General features: G+C 34.7%; 18 protein-coding genes and 1 pseudogene. 16 read left to right on the top strand and 3 right to left on the bottom strand.

Annotated elements, in window-relative coordinates; translation table 11 throughout:
• Positions 1-343 precede the first annotated feature (343 nt).
• The 8 genes and pseudogenes from D9842_RS08235 (at position 344) to D9842_RS08200 (ending at position 7,955) form a co-directional block, all read left to right on the top strand.
• The gene (locus tag D9842_RS08235; protein ID WP_121662116.1) at positions 344-1,876 is read left to right on the top strand and encodes an NADH dehydrogenase subunit 5; all 1,533 of its coding nucleotides are present in this window, start codon (positions 344-346) and stop codon (positions 1,874-1,876) included.
• A complete protein-coding gene (locus D9842_RS08230) occupies positions 1,876-4,500 on the top strand; it encodes a DUF2309 domain-containing protein (protein WP_121662115.1) in 2,625 nt (874 codons plus the stop codon). Before D9842_RS08235 ends, D9842_RS08230 begins: the two co-directional genes overlap by 1 nt.
• 75 nt (positions 4,501-4,575) lie before the next feature.
• Entirely contained in the window at positions 4,576-5,073 is a 498-nt protein-coding gene (locus D9842_RS08225) for a carbonic anhydrase (RefSeq protein WP_121662114.1), read from the top strand.
• Between the two features lie 158 nt (positions 5,074-5,231).
• Entirely contained in the window at positions 5,232-5,522 is a 291-nt protein-coding gene (locus D9842_RS08220) for a DUF6407 family protein (protein ID WP_121662113.1), read from the top strand.
• 170 nt (positions 5,523-5,692) lie between these two features.
• On the top strand, positions 5,693-6,055 hold the full coding sequence (locus D9842_RS08215; protein WP_121662112.1) for a Na-translocating system protein MpsC family protein: 363 nt from the start codon (positions 5,693-5,695) through the stop codon (positions 6,053-6,055).
• 259 nt (positions 6,056-6,314) lie between these two features.
• Positions 6,315-6,767, top strand: a complete 453-nt coding sequence (locus tag D9842_RS08210) for a MarR family winged helix-turn-helix transcriptional regulator (protein WP_121662111.1) — start codon at positions 6,315-6,317, stop codon at positions 6,765-6,767.
• Positions 6,768-6,786: 19 nt separating this feature from the next.
• Positions 6,787-7,308 carry a spermidine/spermine N(1)-acetyltransferase gene (locus tag D9842_RS08205; RefSeq protein ID WP_121662110.1) on the top strand — a complete coding sequence of 174 codons (522 nt, stop codon included), beginning with the start codon at positions 6,787-6,789 and terminating at the stop codon, positions 7,306-7,308.
• A gap of 23 nt (positions 7,309-7,331) precedes the next feature.
• Positions 7,332-7,955, top strand: a pseudogene (locus tag D9842_RS08200) (FMN-binding negative transcriptional regulator).
• Positions 7,956-8,417: 462 nt separating this feature from the next.
• Here D9842_RS08200 and D9842_RS08195 read toward each other — a convergent pair.
• The 3 genes from D9842_RS08195 to D9842_RS08185 form a co-directional block, all read right to left on the bottom strand.
• Positions 8,418-9,434: a DUF3231 family protein gene (locus D9842_RS08195; protein WP_121662109.1), complete on the bottom strand. Its 1,017-nt coding sequence runs from the start codon at positions 9,432-9,434 to the stop codon at positions 8,418-8,420.
• A 301-nt stretch (positions 9,435-9,735) separates the two neighbouring features.
• A complete protein-coding gene (locus tag D9842_RS08190) occupies positions 9,736-10,170 on the bottom strand; it encodes a hypothetical protein (protein WP_162987363.1) in 435 nt (144 codons plus the stop codon).
• A gap of 53 nt (positions 10,171-10,223) precedes the next feature.
• Entirely contained in the window at positions 10,224-10,700 is a 477-nt protein-coding gene (locus D9842_RS08185) for a hypothetical protein (RefSeq protein ID WP_121662107.1), read from the bottom strand.
• Between the two features lie 691 nt (positions 10,701-11,391).
• On the opposite strand from D9842_RS08185, the gene D9842_RS08180 reads away from it, so the two are divergent.
• From D9842_RS08180 to D9842_RS08145, 8 genes are all read left to right on the top strand, one after another.
• Positions 11,392-12,162, top strand: a complete 771-nt coding sequence (locus D9842_RS08180) for an SDR family NAD(P)-dependent oxidoreductase (protein WP_121662106.1) — start codon at positions 11,392-11,394, stop codon at positions 12,160-12,162.
• Positions 12,163-12,329: 167 nt separating this feature from the next.
• Positions 12,330-13,208 (top strand): DMT family transporter, encoded by an 879-nt coding sequence (locus D9842_RS08175; protein ID WP_180320420.1) that lies wholly within the window; start codon positions 12,330-12,332, stop codon positions 13,206-13,208.
• A 331-nt stretch (positions 13,209-13,539) separates the two neighbouring features.
• On the top strand, positions 13,540-14,013 hold the full coding sequence (locus tag D9842_RS08170; protein ID WP_121662105.1) for a GNAT family N-acetyltransferase: 474 nt from the start codon (positions 13,540-13,542) through the stop codon (positions 14,011-14,013).
• A gap of 174 nt (positions 14,014-14,187) precedes the next feature.
• The gene (locus D9842_RS08165; protein WP_121662104.1) at positions 14,188-15,471 is read left to right on the top strand and encodes an IS110 family RNA-guided transposase; all 1,284 of its coding nucleotides are present in this window, start codon (positions 14,188-14,190) and stop codon (positions 15,469-15,471) included.
• Between the two features lie 400 nt (positions 15,472-15,871).
• On the top strand, positions 15,872-16,372 hold the full coding sequence (locus D9842_RS08160; protein WP_257536014.1) for a GNAT family N-acetyltransferase: 501 nt from the start codon (positions 15,872-15,874) through the stop codon (positions 16,370-16,372).
• 151 nt (positions 16,373-16,523) lie between these two features.
• Positions 16,524-16,883: a cupin domain-containing protein gene (locus D9842_RS08155; protein WP_121662102.1), complete on the top strand. Its 360-nt coding sequence runs from the start codon at positions 16,524-16,526 to the stop codon at positions 16,881-16,883.
• 31 nt (positions 16,884-16,914) lie between these two features.
• Entirely contained in the window at positions 16,915-17,421 is a 507-nt protein-coding gene (locus tag D9842_RS08150; RefSeq protein ID WP_121662101.1) for a GNAT family N-acetyltransferase, read from the top strand.
• Positions 17,422-17,457: 36 nt separating this feature from the next.
• A complete protein-coding gene (locus D9842_RS08145; RefSeq protein WP_121662100.1) occupies positions 17,458-18,018 on the top strand; it encodes a class I SAM-dependent methyltransferase in 561 nt (186 codons plus the stop codon).
• Positions 18,019-18,146 lie beyond the last annotated feature (128 nt).

The following is an 18,146-nucleotide window of genomic DNA, read 5'->3' as shown; positions in this document are numbered from 1 at the left end:
TAACGTAAATCGTTATATTTCATAATTTAGGATGTAAGATTAGAGATATACCGATTTTTAAAAAGAAGAATAATTATAAGTACAATTTATTTTTGAACATAAAAAAGGTAGTTCTTCAAAAAACTTCGTTGAAGTTAGTTGAAGTAAAACCGACAATTTTCAAGATTCAATGATTTTAAATCATCATTGAATCTTGAAGTTGTCGGTTTTTTTTATTTAATAAATACAATTTATTCAAATAATCGTAAAGAGCAAATAAAATGTATAACTTTTTAGGAAAAATATATGAAAATACTTTAATGACTTTTAATAAATCATTTTTATATTTAGGGGAGAATTTTTTATGTTTGTTTCACTGAGTTTATCATCATTGTTAGCATTATTTTTTATTATGCTGATTGCCTCTGGTCTAAGTGGACTATTGTTTTTACACCCACGAGTACCATTGAATTTTGTTCGCATTCATATCGGTATCGTTGCTTTACCTCCTTTAGTTTCTTTATTGGCTCTCGTTAATACTAGTGGGAATAAAGTTGTTGGGCTTTGGTACCTAGACACTTTAGCTTGGTTAATGGCTTTCTTTGTTCTTTTAATTGGTTTCATCATTCAGCGTTTTTCTGTACGTTACTTATTGGGAGATCGTTCTTATCGTAAGTATTTCACACTATTTACATTCACTACAGGTGTTGCTTCAATAGCATGGTTAAGTGGCGATCTCCGCTTGATGATCATTTCTTGGGGAGCAACTCTCGTCGGGTTAACTCTACTTATAAGTTTAAACAGTGGGTGGAAAGTAGCTAGTGAAGCAGCCAAGGTTTCTGGTCGCTTATTTACATTAAGTTGGTTTTCATTATTATTCGCTGTGATTTGGCTTTTTCAAGGTACAGGTCAATGGCAGTTATCATTTGCTCTAACAAATGAAAATTTAGCTCAACTTGAAGCATGGGAGAGAACAGGGATTAATTTATTGATTGTATTAGCAGTGATAATTCCTGCAGCTCAATGGCCATTTCAAAGGTGGTTAATTGAATCTGTTGTTGCTCCGACGCCTGTTTCTGCGATTATGCACGCAGGTTTAGTAAATGCAGGTGGGATTATGTTAACTCGATTTTCACCCCTTTTTAGTGGTGATCTAGCTTCAATTATTTTACTTATTCTTGCAAGTATTTCTGTATTGATTGGGTCTGGAATTAGTTTAGTCCATGTTGATTATAAACGTCAGCTAGTAGGCTCAACAATTGCACAAATGGGGTTTATGCTCATTCAGTGTGCTTTAGGTGCGTATTTAGCAGCCATAATTCATCTTATTTTACATGGTTTGTTCAAAGCTACGCTGTTTTTACAGGCTGGTTCGGCATTAAGTAGTTTCAAAGTATCGACTCGCGTTAATGAAAGGTCATCTTATTTATGGATCATGGCTGGGCGTACTTTAGGCTTAATTGTAGGAGTTGCTTTTTGGATCATGGCTCCTGGAGAAGGTTATCAATTGATTAGTGCGCTCATCTTAGCGTGGTCATTGTCCGTTTCTTGGACACAGCTCATAGCTTTAGGAGAGGGGAGAATTGGTCGAATTGCCGGCTTATCATTTTTAGGAGGAGCTGCCATCGTATATTTTATCATTCATAACCTCTTCTATGAGTTGTTGCATACAACTGTTTATCAAAGTGTTCAGCCTCCCATGTCAGTTGTGATCCTTGTCGTATGTCTCTTACTACTTGGAAGTGCTATAGGTATGTGGGCTGCCCGTAATCGTTCATCTGTTTCCTTCGCAGTACTCTATCTTTGGTTAGTACAATTAGGTGAAGCAAAAACAAAGTCAGTAGAAAGTCATCCAAACTACCTTAAACAATATTTATCTCAAGGAGGTAACCAGTGATGAGCAGAACATCTGTCTTAACAAAAGATAATGAAAAACTGGAAGATATGAATATTAATCTTCAAAAAAGTGATATTAACACTTTAATTGAAGCTGCTAGCCGAGTAATTGCACCTCTTTGGCCTATTTCTACATTTGCAGCACGTAATCCGTGGATGGGACTTGAAAATCAATCTTTTGACAAGGTTGCAGGTTGGTTAAAAAATAATCGAGATGTTGATATATACCCTAGTGCGTCTATGATCCTGTCAGCAAAGAGTAAGGGTGAGATTGATGAAGATTTTGTGAAAATGAGTCTACATCGTTGGCTTGATTCACATTCCTTTCATATCCCAAGGGACGTCCAGGAGCGATTTTGTCATAATGCACTAAAATTAGATCCATTACCTTCTAACCTCTTTTCATCACATAAGCTTGAAAAATTGACACATGAACTTAGTGGACTGAATACGGACAGCATCGAGAATACTCCAATGCAACCATTAAGTTCGCATATAGAGAATCAGGATGGGGAAAGGTTAGTCAATATACTCGATCATCATGTCATCAAGTGGTGTAAATTATATCTTGATGACTCTCAGGCAGGTTGGACAATGCCAAATCGTGAGGAAGGTTTTTATCGTGCGTGGCAGCGTCTTATTCAATATGATCCGGCACTGAGTAAAAAGCAACGGAAAAGTTTAAAAGGTTGGCCTAAAGATGCACATATGGCTTTACAAGAAGCGTTATCCGCACTAGAAATCCCTGAAACAGAAATCCAACCTTATCTTGAAGGTCATTTGCTCTCCTTACCTGGGTGGGCCGGGATGATGCTTTGGCGGTCCCAACAATCTAGCCATGAACATGCACTCCTAACAGAATATTTAGCAGTAAGGATTTCCATGGAGTGTGCTCTTATAAAGCCTTATTTGCCTCTGACAAATCAACAATCTGAGAAAAAAGTTTCGATTACTCCTCTTTTAGCATCATGGATTCATTGTGGGGAACTTACAATTGAGGAATGGTCACAGATGTCAGCTGCTGAACAAAACGAATATTTATCATTTGCCTACAGCTTTGATGAGAAGCTTTGTAGGAAGCTTTGGTTAGAAGCTTGGGAACAAACACACACAGATCGATTAAGCCAGAAGATTAACTCTAAACAACAAGAGACCAAAGATAAAAATACGGTATTAGCTCAATTTGCATTTTGCATTGATGTACGATCAGAACCTTTTCGTCGTCAACTTGAAAAAGAAGGTCCATTTGAAACGATCGGAATTGCTGGATTTTTTGGCTTACCGATTGCGACTAGTGAACTCGGGAGTAATAACAGTCATGCTTCCTTGCCGGTTATACTAAAGCCTCAGCACAAAATTAAAGAGTCCACAGATGAAAATGAACTGAAATTATATCAACAACGTAAGCAGGCCGTTAATTCCTTAAGTAATACATTTAAAACGATGAAACAAAATGTACTTGCGAGTTTACTTTTACCTGAGCTAAGTGGACCTTGGCTTAGTCTACAAATGGTAGCACGTAGTTTTGTACCAAGAGGAACCGGTCGTTTCATGCGTCATCTTCATGAGAATTGGTTACGTAAACCTAATACAAAGCTCTTGCTTAATCATGTTCATAACACAGAAGCGGAGATACCTGTTGGTTTTTTTGAAGAAGAAAAAGTGAATTATGCGCACCAAGCTCTAAAAATGATGGGGCTAACAGAGAATTTCGCACCCTTAGTCGTCATATGCGGACATGGTAGTCAAAGTACCAATAATCCTTATGCCGCTGCTCTCGACTGTGGTGCCTGCGGTGGAGCGGCAGGTGGATTCAATGCAAGGGTTTTAGCTACATTATGTAACCTTCCAGAGGTTAGAGAAAGGCTATCTATTGAAGGGATTAAAATCCCTGAGGACACTGTTTTCGTAGCCGCTGAGCATAAAACAACGGTGGATGAATTACATTGGATTTATGTTCCTGAACTTACCAAATCTGCACAAGAATCATTTGATCGTATTGAAGCTATTATGCCGAACGTAAGCCAAAATGCAAATGCGGAACGTCTAGTCCAATTACCGAATGTTCAATCGCAACTTAAAAATCCGAAGGCTGAGGCACACCGATTTGCAGAAGATTGGAGTGAGATACGTCCGGAATGGGGATTAGCTCGTAATGCCGCTTTTATTATCGGCCAACGTGAACTAACTCAGGATTGTGACTTGGAAGGAAGAGCTTTCCTTCATAATTATGATTGGAAGCAGGATGAAAGTGGTGATCTTCTAGCTAACATTATTGCGGGACCAGGAACGGTGACCCAATGGATTAATCTACAATACTACGCTTCAACGGTTGCACCTAATTATTATGGTAGCGGAAATAAAGCAACTCAAACTGTTACAGCAGGTCTCGGTGTTATGCAGGGAAATGCAAGTGACTTGTTAGCCGGACTACCCTGGCAATCCGTCATGAAAACAGATTTTGAGGCTTATCATTCTCCTCTTCGTTTGCTAATTGTCATCCAAGCACCTAGAGTATATGTTGAACGGTTATTAAATAATGATTCAGCATTTCGAGGAAAAGTTCAAAATGGATGGGTTCGACTGGCTAGTGTTGATCCAGAAGGACGTTGGGAAAACTGGTAACTTCTAAAATAACATTTATCAAATGATTTGTTACTAAATCAATGAATTCATAAAAATAAAGAAGGGGTGTACGATATGAATTTAGATGAAAATAAAAAAGCATTATTTTTAACGGACATTGAAAACAGGTTGGAACCTATTTTACAAGAAGTGACTAATATTCAACCAGAAAATATGTTAACGTTACAAAGCTATGGTACCGTAATCTCACATCCTTATGGAGATATAATGAGGTCTGTTATTACTGCCATTTATCATGAAAATGTTGAGGAAATTTTTGTTGTAGGAACAAAAGATAATCGGACACCCAAAATTAATGTTCAAACTCAACTTGAATCAATGAAAGGCAAAATAGAAACATTGGATTATCTTTTTCAAAATTGCAGACCTGAATTTTCAGGTGGTACGGTCAATGAGTGGCTAAATGGAAAAGAATATGGTAGTGACAATATCCAAAATAGTGTTAATATCATTCGTCATCATCCATTAGTGCCGTCAAATGTTAAAGTTCAAGGTTTAATGGTAACTAATAAAGATGGAAAAATCTCAAATGTTGAGGTTTTTAATAACTAAATCAGAGTCAAACTTTACCTAATAATCACTTGTCATTTTGGAATGGAAGGTAGGACATTCAATGCACCTTAATATATAAATAGTTTTCAACTTAGGTGAACAATCTTTTCTATTTGAATAAGGGGAATGAGGTTTATCCTAATTAAAAGGAGAGTTTAATGAAAACTAATTTAACTGATTTTGTCATTGAAACAATAAAAGAAATTAGTAATTTTAATTATGAAAATGTAGAATGCATTAAAAGAGTAATTAGAAAAGCAATTGATGTTTATCATTTAAAATCTTATGAAGAAGTTGAGGAAACTCAAACAGGTGTTATTAGATTTTTACATATACACTCAATGTTGGAAGAAAACATTTTGTCCAAAATTGTAGAGGTCTCAAGAAACAGTGAAACTACATTGGATATTGAAGGTGTGTATGAAGGTCATGTGATTAGAGATTATTAAATTTAAGCTAGAAAAATTAGTCTTGTCTATCTAACCCATGTATTTAGTGGATTTTTTTTGAATGGAGGATTTACGACTGGCACTAATTTTTTAAGAATAAATATCGTCTCACATATTAAAAGCATATGGGGATAAACTAATTTAATTGTTTGCTAGGAGATGTATTAAATATGAAAATATCTAAAGGGTCTTGTGAATCCGAGATAAGTAGGGCAATTACACAATGGGAAAAGGACTTTCTAGGGCGTGGATCTGTATCTGTTAAGACAGATATAGTACGGGATATGATAATTGTAAATCTACAAGGGGTTTTAACACCAGCTGAATATGCCGTTTGTGAAACAAAAGAGGGAATGTTAACGATAAAGAAAACTCGTTCAGAGTTAGTTGAGTCAGGTATAGAAGATCTTATAGATATTATACTAACTATAACTGAAGAAAAAGTGAAAAGTTTTCATACTGATATTAGCACCCGTACAGGTGAACGAGTGATGATATTTAAATTATTTAATGATCTCGAGAAAAAATTTTAATATAAAAAAATCAATAAAGGGAGATCTTTAAAAGACTTAGGGTCAGTTAATTAAAAAAACCGACAATTCAGGATCAGTGGTTTAAAGCCACTTTAATTCCGAATTGTCGGTTTTTTAATTAGGCATTGCAATATGTAAATCAGAGTCACTACAGTTAATGTGACTGAATATTTTGTTGCATTTACAATAAAAGTTGGTATATAGTTAAGGTAACCTATATTTGTTGCATTTACAACAAAAATAAGCTAAGGAGTATGTTATGAAGGAAATTCTTCGTGAAATTGGAATGATAGCAAGAGCTTTAGATTCTATAAGTAATATAGAATTTAAAGAGTTTGAGCTTACAAAAGGGCAATACTTGTACCTTGTGAGAATATGTGAAAGCCCAGGAATCATTCAGGAAAAGCTAGCTGAAATGATAAAAGTAGATAGAACAACAGCGGCACGTGCTATAAAAAAACTTGAAATAAATGGTTTTATTGAAAAGAAGAACGATGAACATAATCAAAAAATAAAAAAACTTTTTCCAACAGAGAAAGGGAAAAATCTTTATCCCTTTATAAAAAGAGAAAATGAACATTCTAATAGTGTTGCATTAGAGGGGTTTTCTGAAATTGAAGTGGAGACTATTTTTAATCTTTTACAAAGAGTAAGGGGAAATGTGGAAGTTGATTGGGAGTTCGTTAAGAAAGGAAACAAGAGAAATTATTGACATAAGGAGCGATACATAAATGACTATAAATATAAAAAAATGCACCCTTGAAGATCTACGTACACTTAAAGAAATAAGTTACGAAACCTTTAATGAGACTTTTAAGCATCAGAATACACCCGAAAATATGAATGCTTATTTGGAAAAGGCATTTAACTTTAAACAGCTAGAAAAAGAGTTAGCTACTATTTCTTCACATTTCTTCTTTATTTATTTTAATCATGATGTGGCAGGATATTTAAAAATTAATACCAATGATGCTCAGTCTGAAGAAATGGGTGATCATTCACTTGAAATCGAGAGAATTTATATCAAGAGAAAATTTCAGAAACATGGGCTTGGTAAATATCTATTAAATCAAGCTTTGGAAATTGCAGTGGAGCTAAATAAACAGAATATCTGGCTAGGTGTATGGGAGAAAAATGAAAATGCGATAGGTTTTTATAAGAAAATGGGGTTTGTTATAACGGGATCACACTCTTTTTATATGGGTGATGAAGAACAACAAATGGACTTGATAATGACCAAAACACTCAAATAACATTTCTTGAAAGGTGGCTTACGATGTATATTCCAAAATATTTTAAGATTACAGATGAAAAGATGGCTCACGACGTTATAAAAGAACATAGTTTTGCGACTCTTTTTTCTCAACACAATGGAATGCCATTTGCAACACATTTACCGTTAATTTTAAACAAGGAGAATTCTTACTTATATGGGCACTTTGCTCGTCCAAATCCTCAGTGGCAGGATATTAAAAATCAAACAGTTTTAGCTATTTTTCATGGTCCTCATTGTTATATCTCACCATCTTGGTATGAGACGAATAAAGCAGTACCAACATGGAATTACGTGACAGTTCATGTATAAGGAGAAGTTGAACTATTAGAAGATGATAATGAGTTAATAGGTTCTTTACATGATATGGTATTAAAATATGAAACTCCTGAAAGTACATATAGATTGGAGGATGTAGATGCCGAGTTTCTTGCTGGTATGAACAAAGGAGTTCAAGGTTTTAAAATAAAGATCAATAAGATAGAAGGAAAAGTTAAATTAAGTCAAAACCATTCTTTACAGAGACAAGAGCTAGTTATTAATCAACTTGAACAAAACCCCAATACAGATGAGCAACAGATCGCTAAATTAATGAAAATAAATGTAAAAAATTTACATGTTAAATAACTAACTTCAAATAGGCTCAATAGATGAAAAAGATGTGCTATTATGGCTGTTTTTGTTCTTTATTTTCTTCAGCTAATCGCAGAATAGTTTAATAAGTCTCTTTTTCAGCCTATAGCTCCATCTAATTGCCAAAGAGTGCAGCGTACAAAATTAATAGAAGGAAAGGTTGGGCAGGATTTCCTTTATTTTAAGTGCTCTTTATAAAGCTCGAAATGCTGCCTCAACGATGCTACTACTACCTAGCTCACCTTTTGTAAGTCTTTCTCATTTTGTAAGCAGAAAGAAAATAATAGAATACATAAATAACTAAATTGTCCCAAATATCGTTAATGTTTGGGACAAAATCAACCTAGGGGTGTAATAAAGGATGCAGTAAATCAACCGGAACGAAGAATAATTTTCTTTCCAACCACCTGCGACATTTAAAGAATCTCACATTGAATTTAAACAATAGCCGCTTCTTTATTTCTTTTTTGTTTTAGCAATTTCAATGTTATCAATGGAAGAAGGCGGCTTTTCAATCCATTTATGTTCAATCATAATATTTGCACCATCCTCCGCATATTGAACAGCTTCCATCGTAATACGCATAAATTTAGAACCTAAATCACGTCTTGAAACCGTACCTAAAGCTACACCATAATATCCAAGTGACATTCCAGATAATAGGGATACTTGAAACATCATGAGTTTATCTGAAAAGGGAGGAGTGGTTGATTTTAAGACGTCTGAATCCATCGTTGGCGTTTCTGAAAGATTTTCTTCAGATAGGATATGAGCCATAAACTCTACAACTTTGCTTGCAATATGAGCACCTCTAACCATAAAGTTTCTTACTTCTTCTAAGCTAGCTGTTTGAGCAAAACCTAGCAACAATGCTTTGCCAAGGGCATTTCGCTCCATATTGTTATAAAAATGCATAATTTCAATAGCATTCATCGGACGTCTTTCTCCGAACCATCCTGTTAAATAGCCCTGTTTTTCTATAAACTCCACTTTATCGGGTATTGGAATAGAAGCAGCTCTGGAGTATAATCCTTTTTCTAATAACACACTTAATGACTTGTTATATAAATCTCTTGTCATGTCAATTGCTTTGGAGATAAGTTCCTTTACATCTGAACGAGCACATCCAGCGAAAGATGCTCCGTAGGTGGTCATCCCGTGTCTTGCCATATTATGAACAAACTTCAGATGGAATGTATCAGAATATAGTGCAGGTGCATTAAGGTTTAAATCTTCTTTCTCGTTAAAACCAACAGGTATAGCATGGTTTTCTTTTTCGTAAATATCTGTTATATCTTTAATCATTGTTTCTGATATTTCTATTGCAAGATCTAGTACTGAACTAATTTCTGTATCTTGTGTTTTTGCTTTAAAATATTTTAGTACGCATTTAGACATACTGTTATTCATATATGCTGTCCAAAGTGAAGCTAATTCTGATGAAGTGAGACGAATATTGTGGTCCATTTCCATAAGGATAAACCTCCAGCTATTAATTGATATATCTAATTTCTCCTAAAATAAGAAAAATATAAATGTAAGTGAAGAGTGGCATTATTATTACTAGGGGTAGCGGTGGTTTATATCTAAAAAGATTGGTAAAAAGCAATAGGATACTTGCTCCATAGTAATAGTTAATGGTAGCTACATTATATTTGTTTTAAAGTCGATCACTTTTGTATGATCCGTTTAACGTTTTTGACTGAATAAGCGTAACAAGATGGTGAAAGAAATGTAATTTTTAGTAAGTAATACACTATTGAAACATAAATACTTAATGTACCTTCTCATCTTTGGAGCTAACATAAGTACCAATTAACATAAGTAAAATCATGAGTATTCCTACTGTGATCATGGGCATTGGGATATATCTACCATATAAGACACCAAATGTCCCTACTAAGCCAGATAGACAAAAGTAAAAAGCAGAGTTTTTATTATATTTTGCTTCAGCATTTATAACTGAATCATATATAAAAAACACATATAACCCTGGATAAAATAAAACATATTCATAATTAAGAATTTTTAAGGCTTCCTGATGGTTTCCATTAAAGCTAAGCATGAGTCCTGTATTTAAATGGGAAAGACGGTTTATTGTATGTTCGATAAATAACAAGACAATAGCTTTAAAAAATTGTTTGTTAAACAGCTGTCCTAATCCAGGCATAAGAATTGATAAAATAGCAGCACAAAACCTATTTTTCACATTAAACACTCACTTACCTTTTTTAGAATTTATCAATAAAGGGACGTATATGATTAAACCAAATCTCCTCGTTTCGATATTTTTAGAATAATATACCTTAAAGTGAATCCAAGAATTAAGCCGGGTATGACAAAGAGCATAGGCATAAACACCGGTCCAATTAAATGACCAAATAATTTTAATTTACTACAATAAAATAATCCCACTGTAACTAAATAAGCTGAAAAAACGAATGGAAGAAAAGAAAGCTGTTCCCCTGGAGGCATTGCGGTTCTGTAACCATCCCACATCGCAAAAAAGTATAAACAAGAATAAAATAATAACCACTGATAATTTGTAACAGAGTATGCCTTTTCGAATTCCCCTAAGAAACTAAACATAATTGCAAGATTAAAATGACTGTTAAGGTTAATGATTACTTCTGAAAGAATAAATAAAATGCCTTTTATATAGTGGCCAGTTAGTATTTGGCTGAATCCAGGCAATGCTATATTCCACATAATTGATTCTAACTTCCCTACATTTTTCATGTCTCATCCATCCTTATAGCTGATAAAGCTAGTTTGTTTAAGGGAGTTAAAATTAATTCATAAAAGATTTAGGTTTAATAAGAACCTTTATTTTTTTCGTTTGAAAACGATGTAGTAGGTTGAACAGGGAGTTAATCGTAATTAACAGAAGCATATTATTTTTAAGCAAAGAAGATATTATAGATAAGCTTTGTTATTATGATTGGGCTTGCAGTTATCATTTTTATTACAAGTATGTACAAGAAAAGTGACCCTACTTCTTGAGTCAGTAATACAAGTCTCTATGTCATAAAAAAACCAAATAATTAATCAATAGTGATTTTCATATAATCATAGCACCCTGTATCGTAGATGGTTGGGTGTGTACATAAAAGGAGGTTGTTATATTTTGAAGACTAACAAATGGAGCTTGAGGTTAATGTTTATAGTACCTTGGTTATCGTCACCACTACTTTGAACATAAATGAAAAATTGGATAAACAAATACCTCAACAATTATTTAATGAAGGTATATCCTGTGGTATTGATGAATGTTAATTGATTATATAAATAAATTTAAGCATACATATATATGTTTTTGAATTTGTAAGGCGTTTAAATTATGCCAAAAAAAGTTCTTATGCACGCAGGGGCATTGTCACTAGGGAATCGCAATTGAAATGAATAAATGATAAAGGTGGAGAGGATTAAAATGAATGGAATGTTTGATTTAACTGGAAAAGTAGCAATCATTACAGGAGCAGGTAGAGGTATTGGAAAAACACTTGCTGAAGGTTTGGCTAGAGCTGGAGCAGATGTTGCCTTAGTTGCTCGAACAGAAGAAGAAGTGAATAATACGGCAAGTGAAATCACTAAAAGCACAGGTCGTAAAACACTAGCACTAGTGTGTGATGTTACAGAAGCAGAATCTGTGCATAATACCGTGAACAAAGCGTATGAGCATTTTGGACATCTTGATATTTTAATTAATAATGCTGGGACAAGTGTTCGAGAAACAACCTTAAATTTATCCGAGGAAGACTGGGATAAGGTGATGGATGTTAATTTTAAATCAGTATTTTTAATGTCCAAAGCTGTTGGGAAATATATGATTGAACAACGTTCTGGAAGAATCATTAATGTGGCATCTGTGGCATCTGCATTAACGTTATCATCCGGAACACCATATGGGCCGAGTAAAGCAGGTGTCGTTCAATTAACTCGTCAAATGGCAAACGAATGGGCGACAAAAGGAATTACAGTTAATGCTATAAGCCCTTGGTTTTTTAAAACATCATTAAATGCAGCTGCGTTAGAAAACGAGGAATTCCGTAGCTTATTAGAAAGTAGAACACCTATGAAACGCCTCGGTCAATTAGAAGAACTTATTGCTCCGGTTGTTATGTTTAGTTCAGATAGTGCAAGCTATATTACAGGTCAAAATCTTTTTATTGATGGTGGAGTAACTAATTATGCTTTTTAATCTTGGATCTAAAAGATAGGTTGGTAAATATTTAAAATAAGCAAATGTCCCATTTCATATAATGAGGTGGGGCATTTATTCGTTTATCAAGTCAGTTTATTTTTTAAAACAGCGTAATGTTGCTAAACTAATTGTAATATAACAAGTACAGATTGGGGCTACTTATTATGAATAAAGCATTGTTTACGCTTTTCGTAACCATTACTACAGGTTTAATGGGATCCTCTTTTGCAATAGGTAAGATTGGTTTGAACTATGTTTCACCCTTATTTCTAGTCGGATTGCGCTTCACGATTGCTGGTTTATTAATGAGCGCTATTGTTATTCTATTAAAAAGGTCCCATCCAAGAGCTCCGAAGGAATGGCTTCAAATCTTAGTTGTTGGTATTTTTCAAACAACTGGGGTTATGGGGGCTATCTTTTTGAGTTTACGAACAATCACAGCAGGCGAGTCCTCCATTTTGACTTTTACCAATCCTTTGCTGGTTGTTATTTTTAGTACAATATTCCTTGGAACAAAATATCGTTTAGTCCAATGGTTAGGAGTCTTAGTTGGATTCTTGGGTGTATTTATTACGCTAGGTGCAAAATTAGATATACAACAATTTGGCACCTTTTTGGGTATTTTCAGTGCCGTCTCTTGGGCTACTGCAACATTATTATTAAAAAAGTGGGGTTCTTCTTTTGATACTTGGGTCTTAACTGCTTATCAAATGCTTTTTGGAGGTATTTTACTACTATTGGGTAGTCTGGTGTTCGAAGAAGTAAAACTTAATTTAACTGCCTTATCAATTTTTATTATTTTATGGTTGGCAATCATGGCTTCTATTGTCCAATTTGCCATTTGGTTTTTTCTTTTACAAAAAGAAGATTCAGGGAAGGTTAGTTCCTTTTTATTCCTCGCACCATTCTTTGGCGTAATCTTTGGATGGATTTTACTAGATGAAACACTACATTTATCGACATTAATAGGTGGGTGTCTCATCTTAGTGGGGATCTATTTAGTTAATAAACCGAAAAAACAATTTAAGAATCAAACTAAATAACCGCAAAGATATTATGGGGGGAATTTTATGGTAAACCAGAAAGAAGTTGCTTCTCCCCTGAAAAAGATAATCACGTTGCCAGAATCAGAATCTACTTATCTTAATAGGACAAAAAAACCTAACCCCACAAGTTAAGTTAAAGAGGAGAGCTATTAACCTTATAGTGGATTTAACTACTGAAAGTACCAGGTTATCACTCAAAGCGCTATTTATAATTAGACTATGCCTCTTTATCCAAATCTAAGGATAGATTATTAATTATATATATTAATATTTTTTATGTATAAATATTATTGTTTATGTATTATTATTCTGTTGAGAGGTGATGAAAATGGTCATTCGTTTTGCTACAACTTCAGAAGCAGCAGTAGTTCATGATTTAATGATTAAGGCATTTATCGAATATAACAATGAAAGCCCGCCATCAAGTGCTTTAGATGAAACTGTTCACTCAGTTTTAGACGCATTAGAAAAAGGGGAAAAAGCACTTATTGCTTTTGATGAAAATAGACCTGTTGGTATGGTGCGATTTCAACTTAAAAATGAAGGTTTATATTTTTATCGTCTATCAGTCATACCAGAAAAACAAGGAAAGGGTATTGGTAAAAAGATATTAAGCTCCATAGAGGACTATGCAAATAAAGTTGGTGTATCTACAATTCTATGTAAAGTCCGTATGACAGTACCTAAGAATATAAATTTATATAGTTCCATAGGTTATAGTGTTTATGATGAAGAGGTTGTACATAAACCCAATAATGTAAATGTTAAGGTTCTCTCAATGAAAAAAGAGCTTTGGTCATAATCGAAAGTAAAGGATATCTATAGTTCTATAAATATACGTATTTCATTAAGGAGCCATTCCTGTAATGAAGAAATTTGAGGATTGAAACAAAAAGAGCCCTCTTGGTATAGTACGAGGTGTCCGCAGCTGATCAGCACTAAGGACCCTTAATTAAGTAACCAAGGAGGACTCAAAATGAATTATACACAAAATCACAAAATCTCTCAAATTACACCTTCAACTCTTATTGTTGGCATTGATATTGCCAAAGACAAACACGTTGCACGTGCTCAAGATGACCGAGGCATCGAGTTCGGGAAACGCTTGATCTTTGAAAATCGAATGCATGGCTTTCAAAAACTAGTGAATTGGGCAGAAGCTCTTCGGAAGGAAAATGCAAAGGATCACGTCATTCTTGGCGTAGAACCTACTGGTCATTACTGGTTTAGTCTAGCTTATTTTTTAGTAGCTAAAGGATACGATTTCGTCGTCGTAAACCCTATGCACGTTAAGAAAAGTAAAGAGCTTGACGACAATTCCCCTACTAAAAATGATACTAAGGATGCCCGTGTCATTGCACAGTTGATTAAGGATGGCCGATACTCTGTACCAAACCTCTTAGATGGTGTTTATGCCGAATTAAGAGAAGGCGTCAAATTACGAGATCAGCTTACTAAACAACTGATGACAACAGAAGGACGCATCCAAAACCATATTCAACGCTATTTTCCTGAATTCTTTGATGTGTTTGGAGACTGGGAAGGAAAAGCAGCCTTTTGTACGTTGCGATTGTTTCCGTTTCCTTCTCAAATTAAAGAACTATCACCGGAAGAGGTGTTGATGAAGTGGAAGCCATATGTTCAACGAGGAGTGGGAATTAAGCGAGCAACGAAGCTAGTAGAAGCTGCTCGAAAGAGTATTGGGATACAAATTGGTATTCAGTTTGCCAAGCGAGAATTAGATTATCTACTTGACCAGTATAAGTTATATAAACAACAGGTAGAACAATTAGATACGGAGCTTGAAGCTCTAGTGGAAACACTTCCGGGAGCTAAACAAATGATGGAGATATCAGGATTGGGGTCTACCACAATCGCTTTATTCTTCTCAGAAGTAGGTGACATTACAAAGTACAGTCACCCCCAACAGCTAGTTAATTTAGCTGGGCTCTCATTACGAGAACACAGCTCAGGTAAATTTAAAGGTCAAACTCGGATAACCAAGAGAGGGCGAAGCCGTCTACGACGAGCCTTATATTTGGCTATTCGTCCACTAGTCGCCCATAATCCAACGTTTAAGGCCTTGCATCAATACTATACAACACGGTCTGAAAAGCCGTTAAAAAAGCAACAGTCACTCATTGCCTTGTGTTGTAAGCTACTACGTGTGTTGTTTGTCATTGGACAAAAACAATGTGAGTTTGATGGATCTAAACTAGTAAGTGGATTACCTAAAAAACATTTATTACAGGCTGCTTAAAGCTTTTAGAAAAACACTATAAGTACACATTATTTCTCTACAAACACCAATAGTGCAGAGTTGGAGCATATTTTTTCCATTCGGGCAATTGACCCAGCTAAGGAGCATTTCCAACCTCCACCTCATGGATACGCAGGACGAAGGAAAGTATGGATTACAATCCTGAGAGATATGGGAGGGTTAGCGACCGTGATTTATGTGGAGATTTCTTAGCACGGTTATACACTTATTTTCCAAACTAATCCAGTTTGGATTGATAGGATGGCCCCCACCCTGTAAATCATTTGTATAAATTCAAATAATATCCTGTAATCTTGGTGCGTCAGCTATTTGGTAATATGAAATATTGAGAATGAATGAGTATTTCTAAGAAAAATTAACTTTATTGAGGGAGGAATATATGATGCTAGAGGACGATCAAACACTTTGGATAAATAATGATGGATTTACTATAAGTACAAATAAGAGTTATCTGGATATAGAAGTGATTCATGATTTCCTTAGCAAGGAATCATACTGGAATAAGGGTATTGCTAAGGAATTAGTAATAGCATCAATTGAAAACTCAATTCTTTGCTACGGAATCTACGAAGGGAACCCTACTGACGGTTCTGCCAAAATGGTTGGTTTTGCACGTGTTGTGTCTGACCTTGTAAGATTTTCTTGGCTAGGTGATGTTTTCGTACATACTGAATACAGAGGACGTGGACTTAGCAAATGGCTAATACGTGTAATCACCGAACACCCTAAATTATTAGGAACGAGTTTTCAACTTGCTACACAAGATGCTCACTCTCTTTATGAACAATATGGTTTTAAGTCAATAGGGCAAATTGAAAATAGAATGGCTAGACCTCTTGATTGGGAAGCGGTATATAAAGGGTATAAACTAAGCAAATAATCACCTAGTCTTAATCAATAACTTTTATGATCTTCAGCAACAATAAAGGCTTAATTCATACAAATGAATTGAGCTTTTTTGCAGTTAAATAAAGGAATTAGAAAAACAAAAAGCGAATAATATCTAATCTAAAAAACTAGGAGAAAATTTAATGGAGATTTATTCATTTAAAAAAAGTGTCGGGAAAAGAATAAACCAATTTCATTCTGATTTTATTATGTCACGTGTTATTAACACACTCAAACCTGCTCATATAGGATGTATGTATTTAGAGGAGAATGGTGTAATAGGATTTCATCAAGCTGTGATTCCTCAACTTTTAATTATTGTAAACGGCAAGGGTAGCGTTAGATCTAATAATGAAGAATACATTGAAGTACAAGCAGGAGAAGCTGTGTTTTGGACAAAAGGAGAATGGCATGAAACCAAGTCTGAGACAGGATTAACGGCGATTGTCATTGAGAGTGAAGAATTGACCCCAGGATCTTTCATGGCATTAACACCGAGATAATTATAACATTATTTAATTGAAGGAGAAGGTTATGAAAATAAGAGCTGCTGAAATAAGAGATGTTATTCCTATGTCTAGGGTTCATATAGATAGCTGGAAAACAACATATAATGGCTTGTTATCAGATAAATACTTAGAAAGTCTATCATACAAAAAGAAGGAACAATTATGGAAACAGGTTATCCCTAACGGTGGAGTATTTGTTGCTGAAAATGAAAGTGGGGACATTATTGGTTTTGCTTCTGGAGGCAAAGAAAGAACAGGAAATTATGATCAATTCAAAGGAGAATTGTACGCTATTTATCTACTTGATCAGTATCAAAGAAAAGGAATCGGCAGGAAACTTTTCAAAGCAGTAGTCCATTTTTTGCAAGTCCAACATATAGATTCTTTAGTTGTATGGGTAGTAGAAGGAAATAAATCCTGTTTATTCTATGAAGCAATTGGAGGTATAATTCTAGATTCAACTGAGGTGGAGATCGGCGGAGCTAAGGTAAAAGAAATTTTGTATGGTTGGAATGATATAAAATATCTCTAACTAATAGCTATTAGCATATTTAGGAGGATAGAATCTATGGTGTTACAAGAAAAAGAGATAAAAGTTGTTCTTGGAGCGGGTGAATATAATAATAATCCAGGATGGATACATACTCAGGAAGATCAACTAAATTTATTGGATCATTCCACGTGGGAAAATAGCTACAATGAAAATTCTTTATCAGCGATTCTTGCGGAACATGTTTGGGAACACCTTACTTATGAAGAAGGAATTGCTGCAGCAAAGCTTTGCTATAGGTATCTTAAAACAAATGGATATATTCGTTGTGCAGTTCCAGATGGATTTTTTCGTGATGATGAGTATCAAAATATAATTAAAATAGGTGGTCCTGGTCCAAAAAACCACCCAGCTGCTAGTCATAAAATCGTTCATAATTATAAAACTTTGACTAGAATGTTTGAATCAGCGGGATTTGAGGTTAACATACTTGAATATTGTGATAGTAATGGTATTTTTCATTGTAAAGATTGGGATGGATCTCAAGGAGTCATTTTTCGTTCTAAAAAATATGATCCACGAAATCAAGGAGAAAGAATGGTTTTCCCATCTTTAATAGTCGATGCGATGAAGAGGTAAAAATAAACATTCATCAACAATCAAAGCACTTATCCTGTATAAAGGTAAGTGCTTTGATTGTTTGATGGTCCAACTTGTCAAAATCCAATTTCAATGAATTGCAGGCTGTGTAAGCGTACACCTCAACT

The organism is Metabacillus litoralis (genome assembly GCF_003667825.1).
GTDB classification, from domain to species: domain Bacteria; phylum Bacillota; class Bacilli; order Bacillales; family Bacillaceae; genus Metabacillus; species Metabacillus litoralis_B.
The sequence above is the reverse complement of the archived record's forward strand: the minus strand, read 5'-3'. Positions and strand labels throughout refer to the sequence as shown.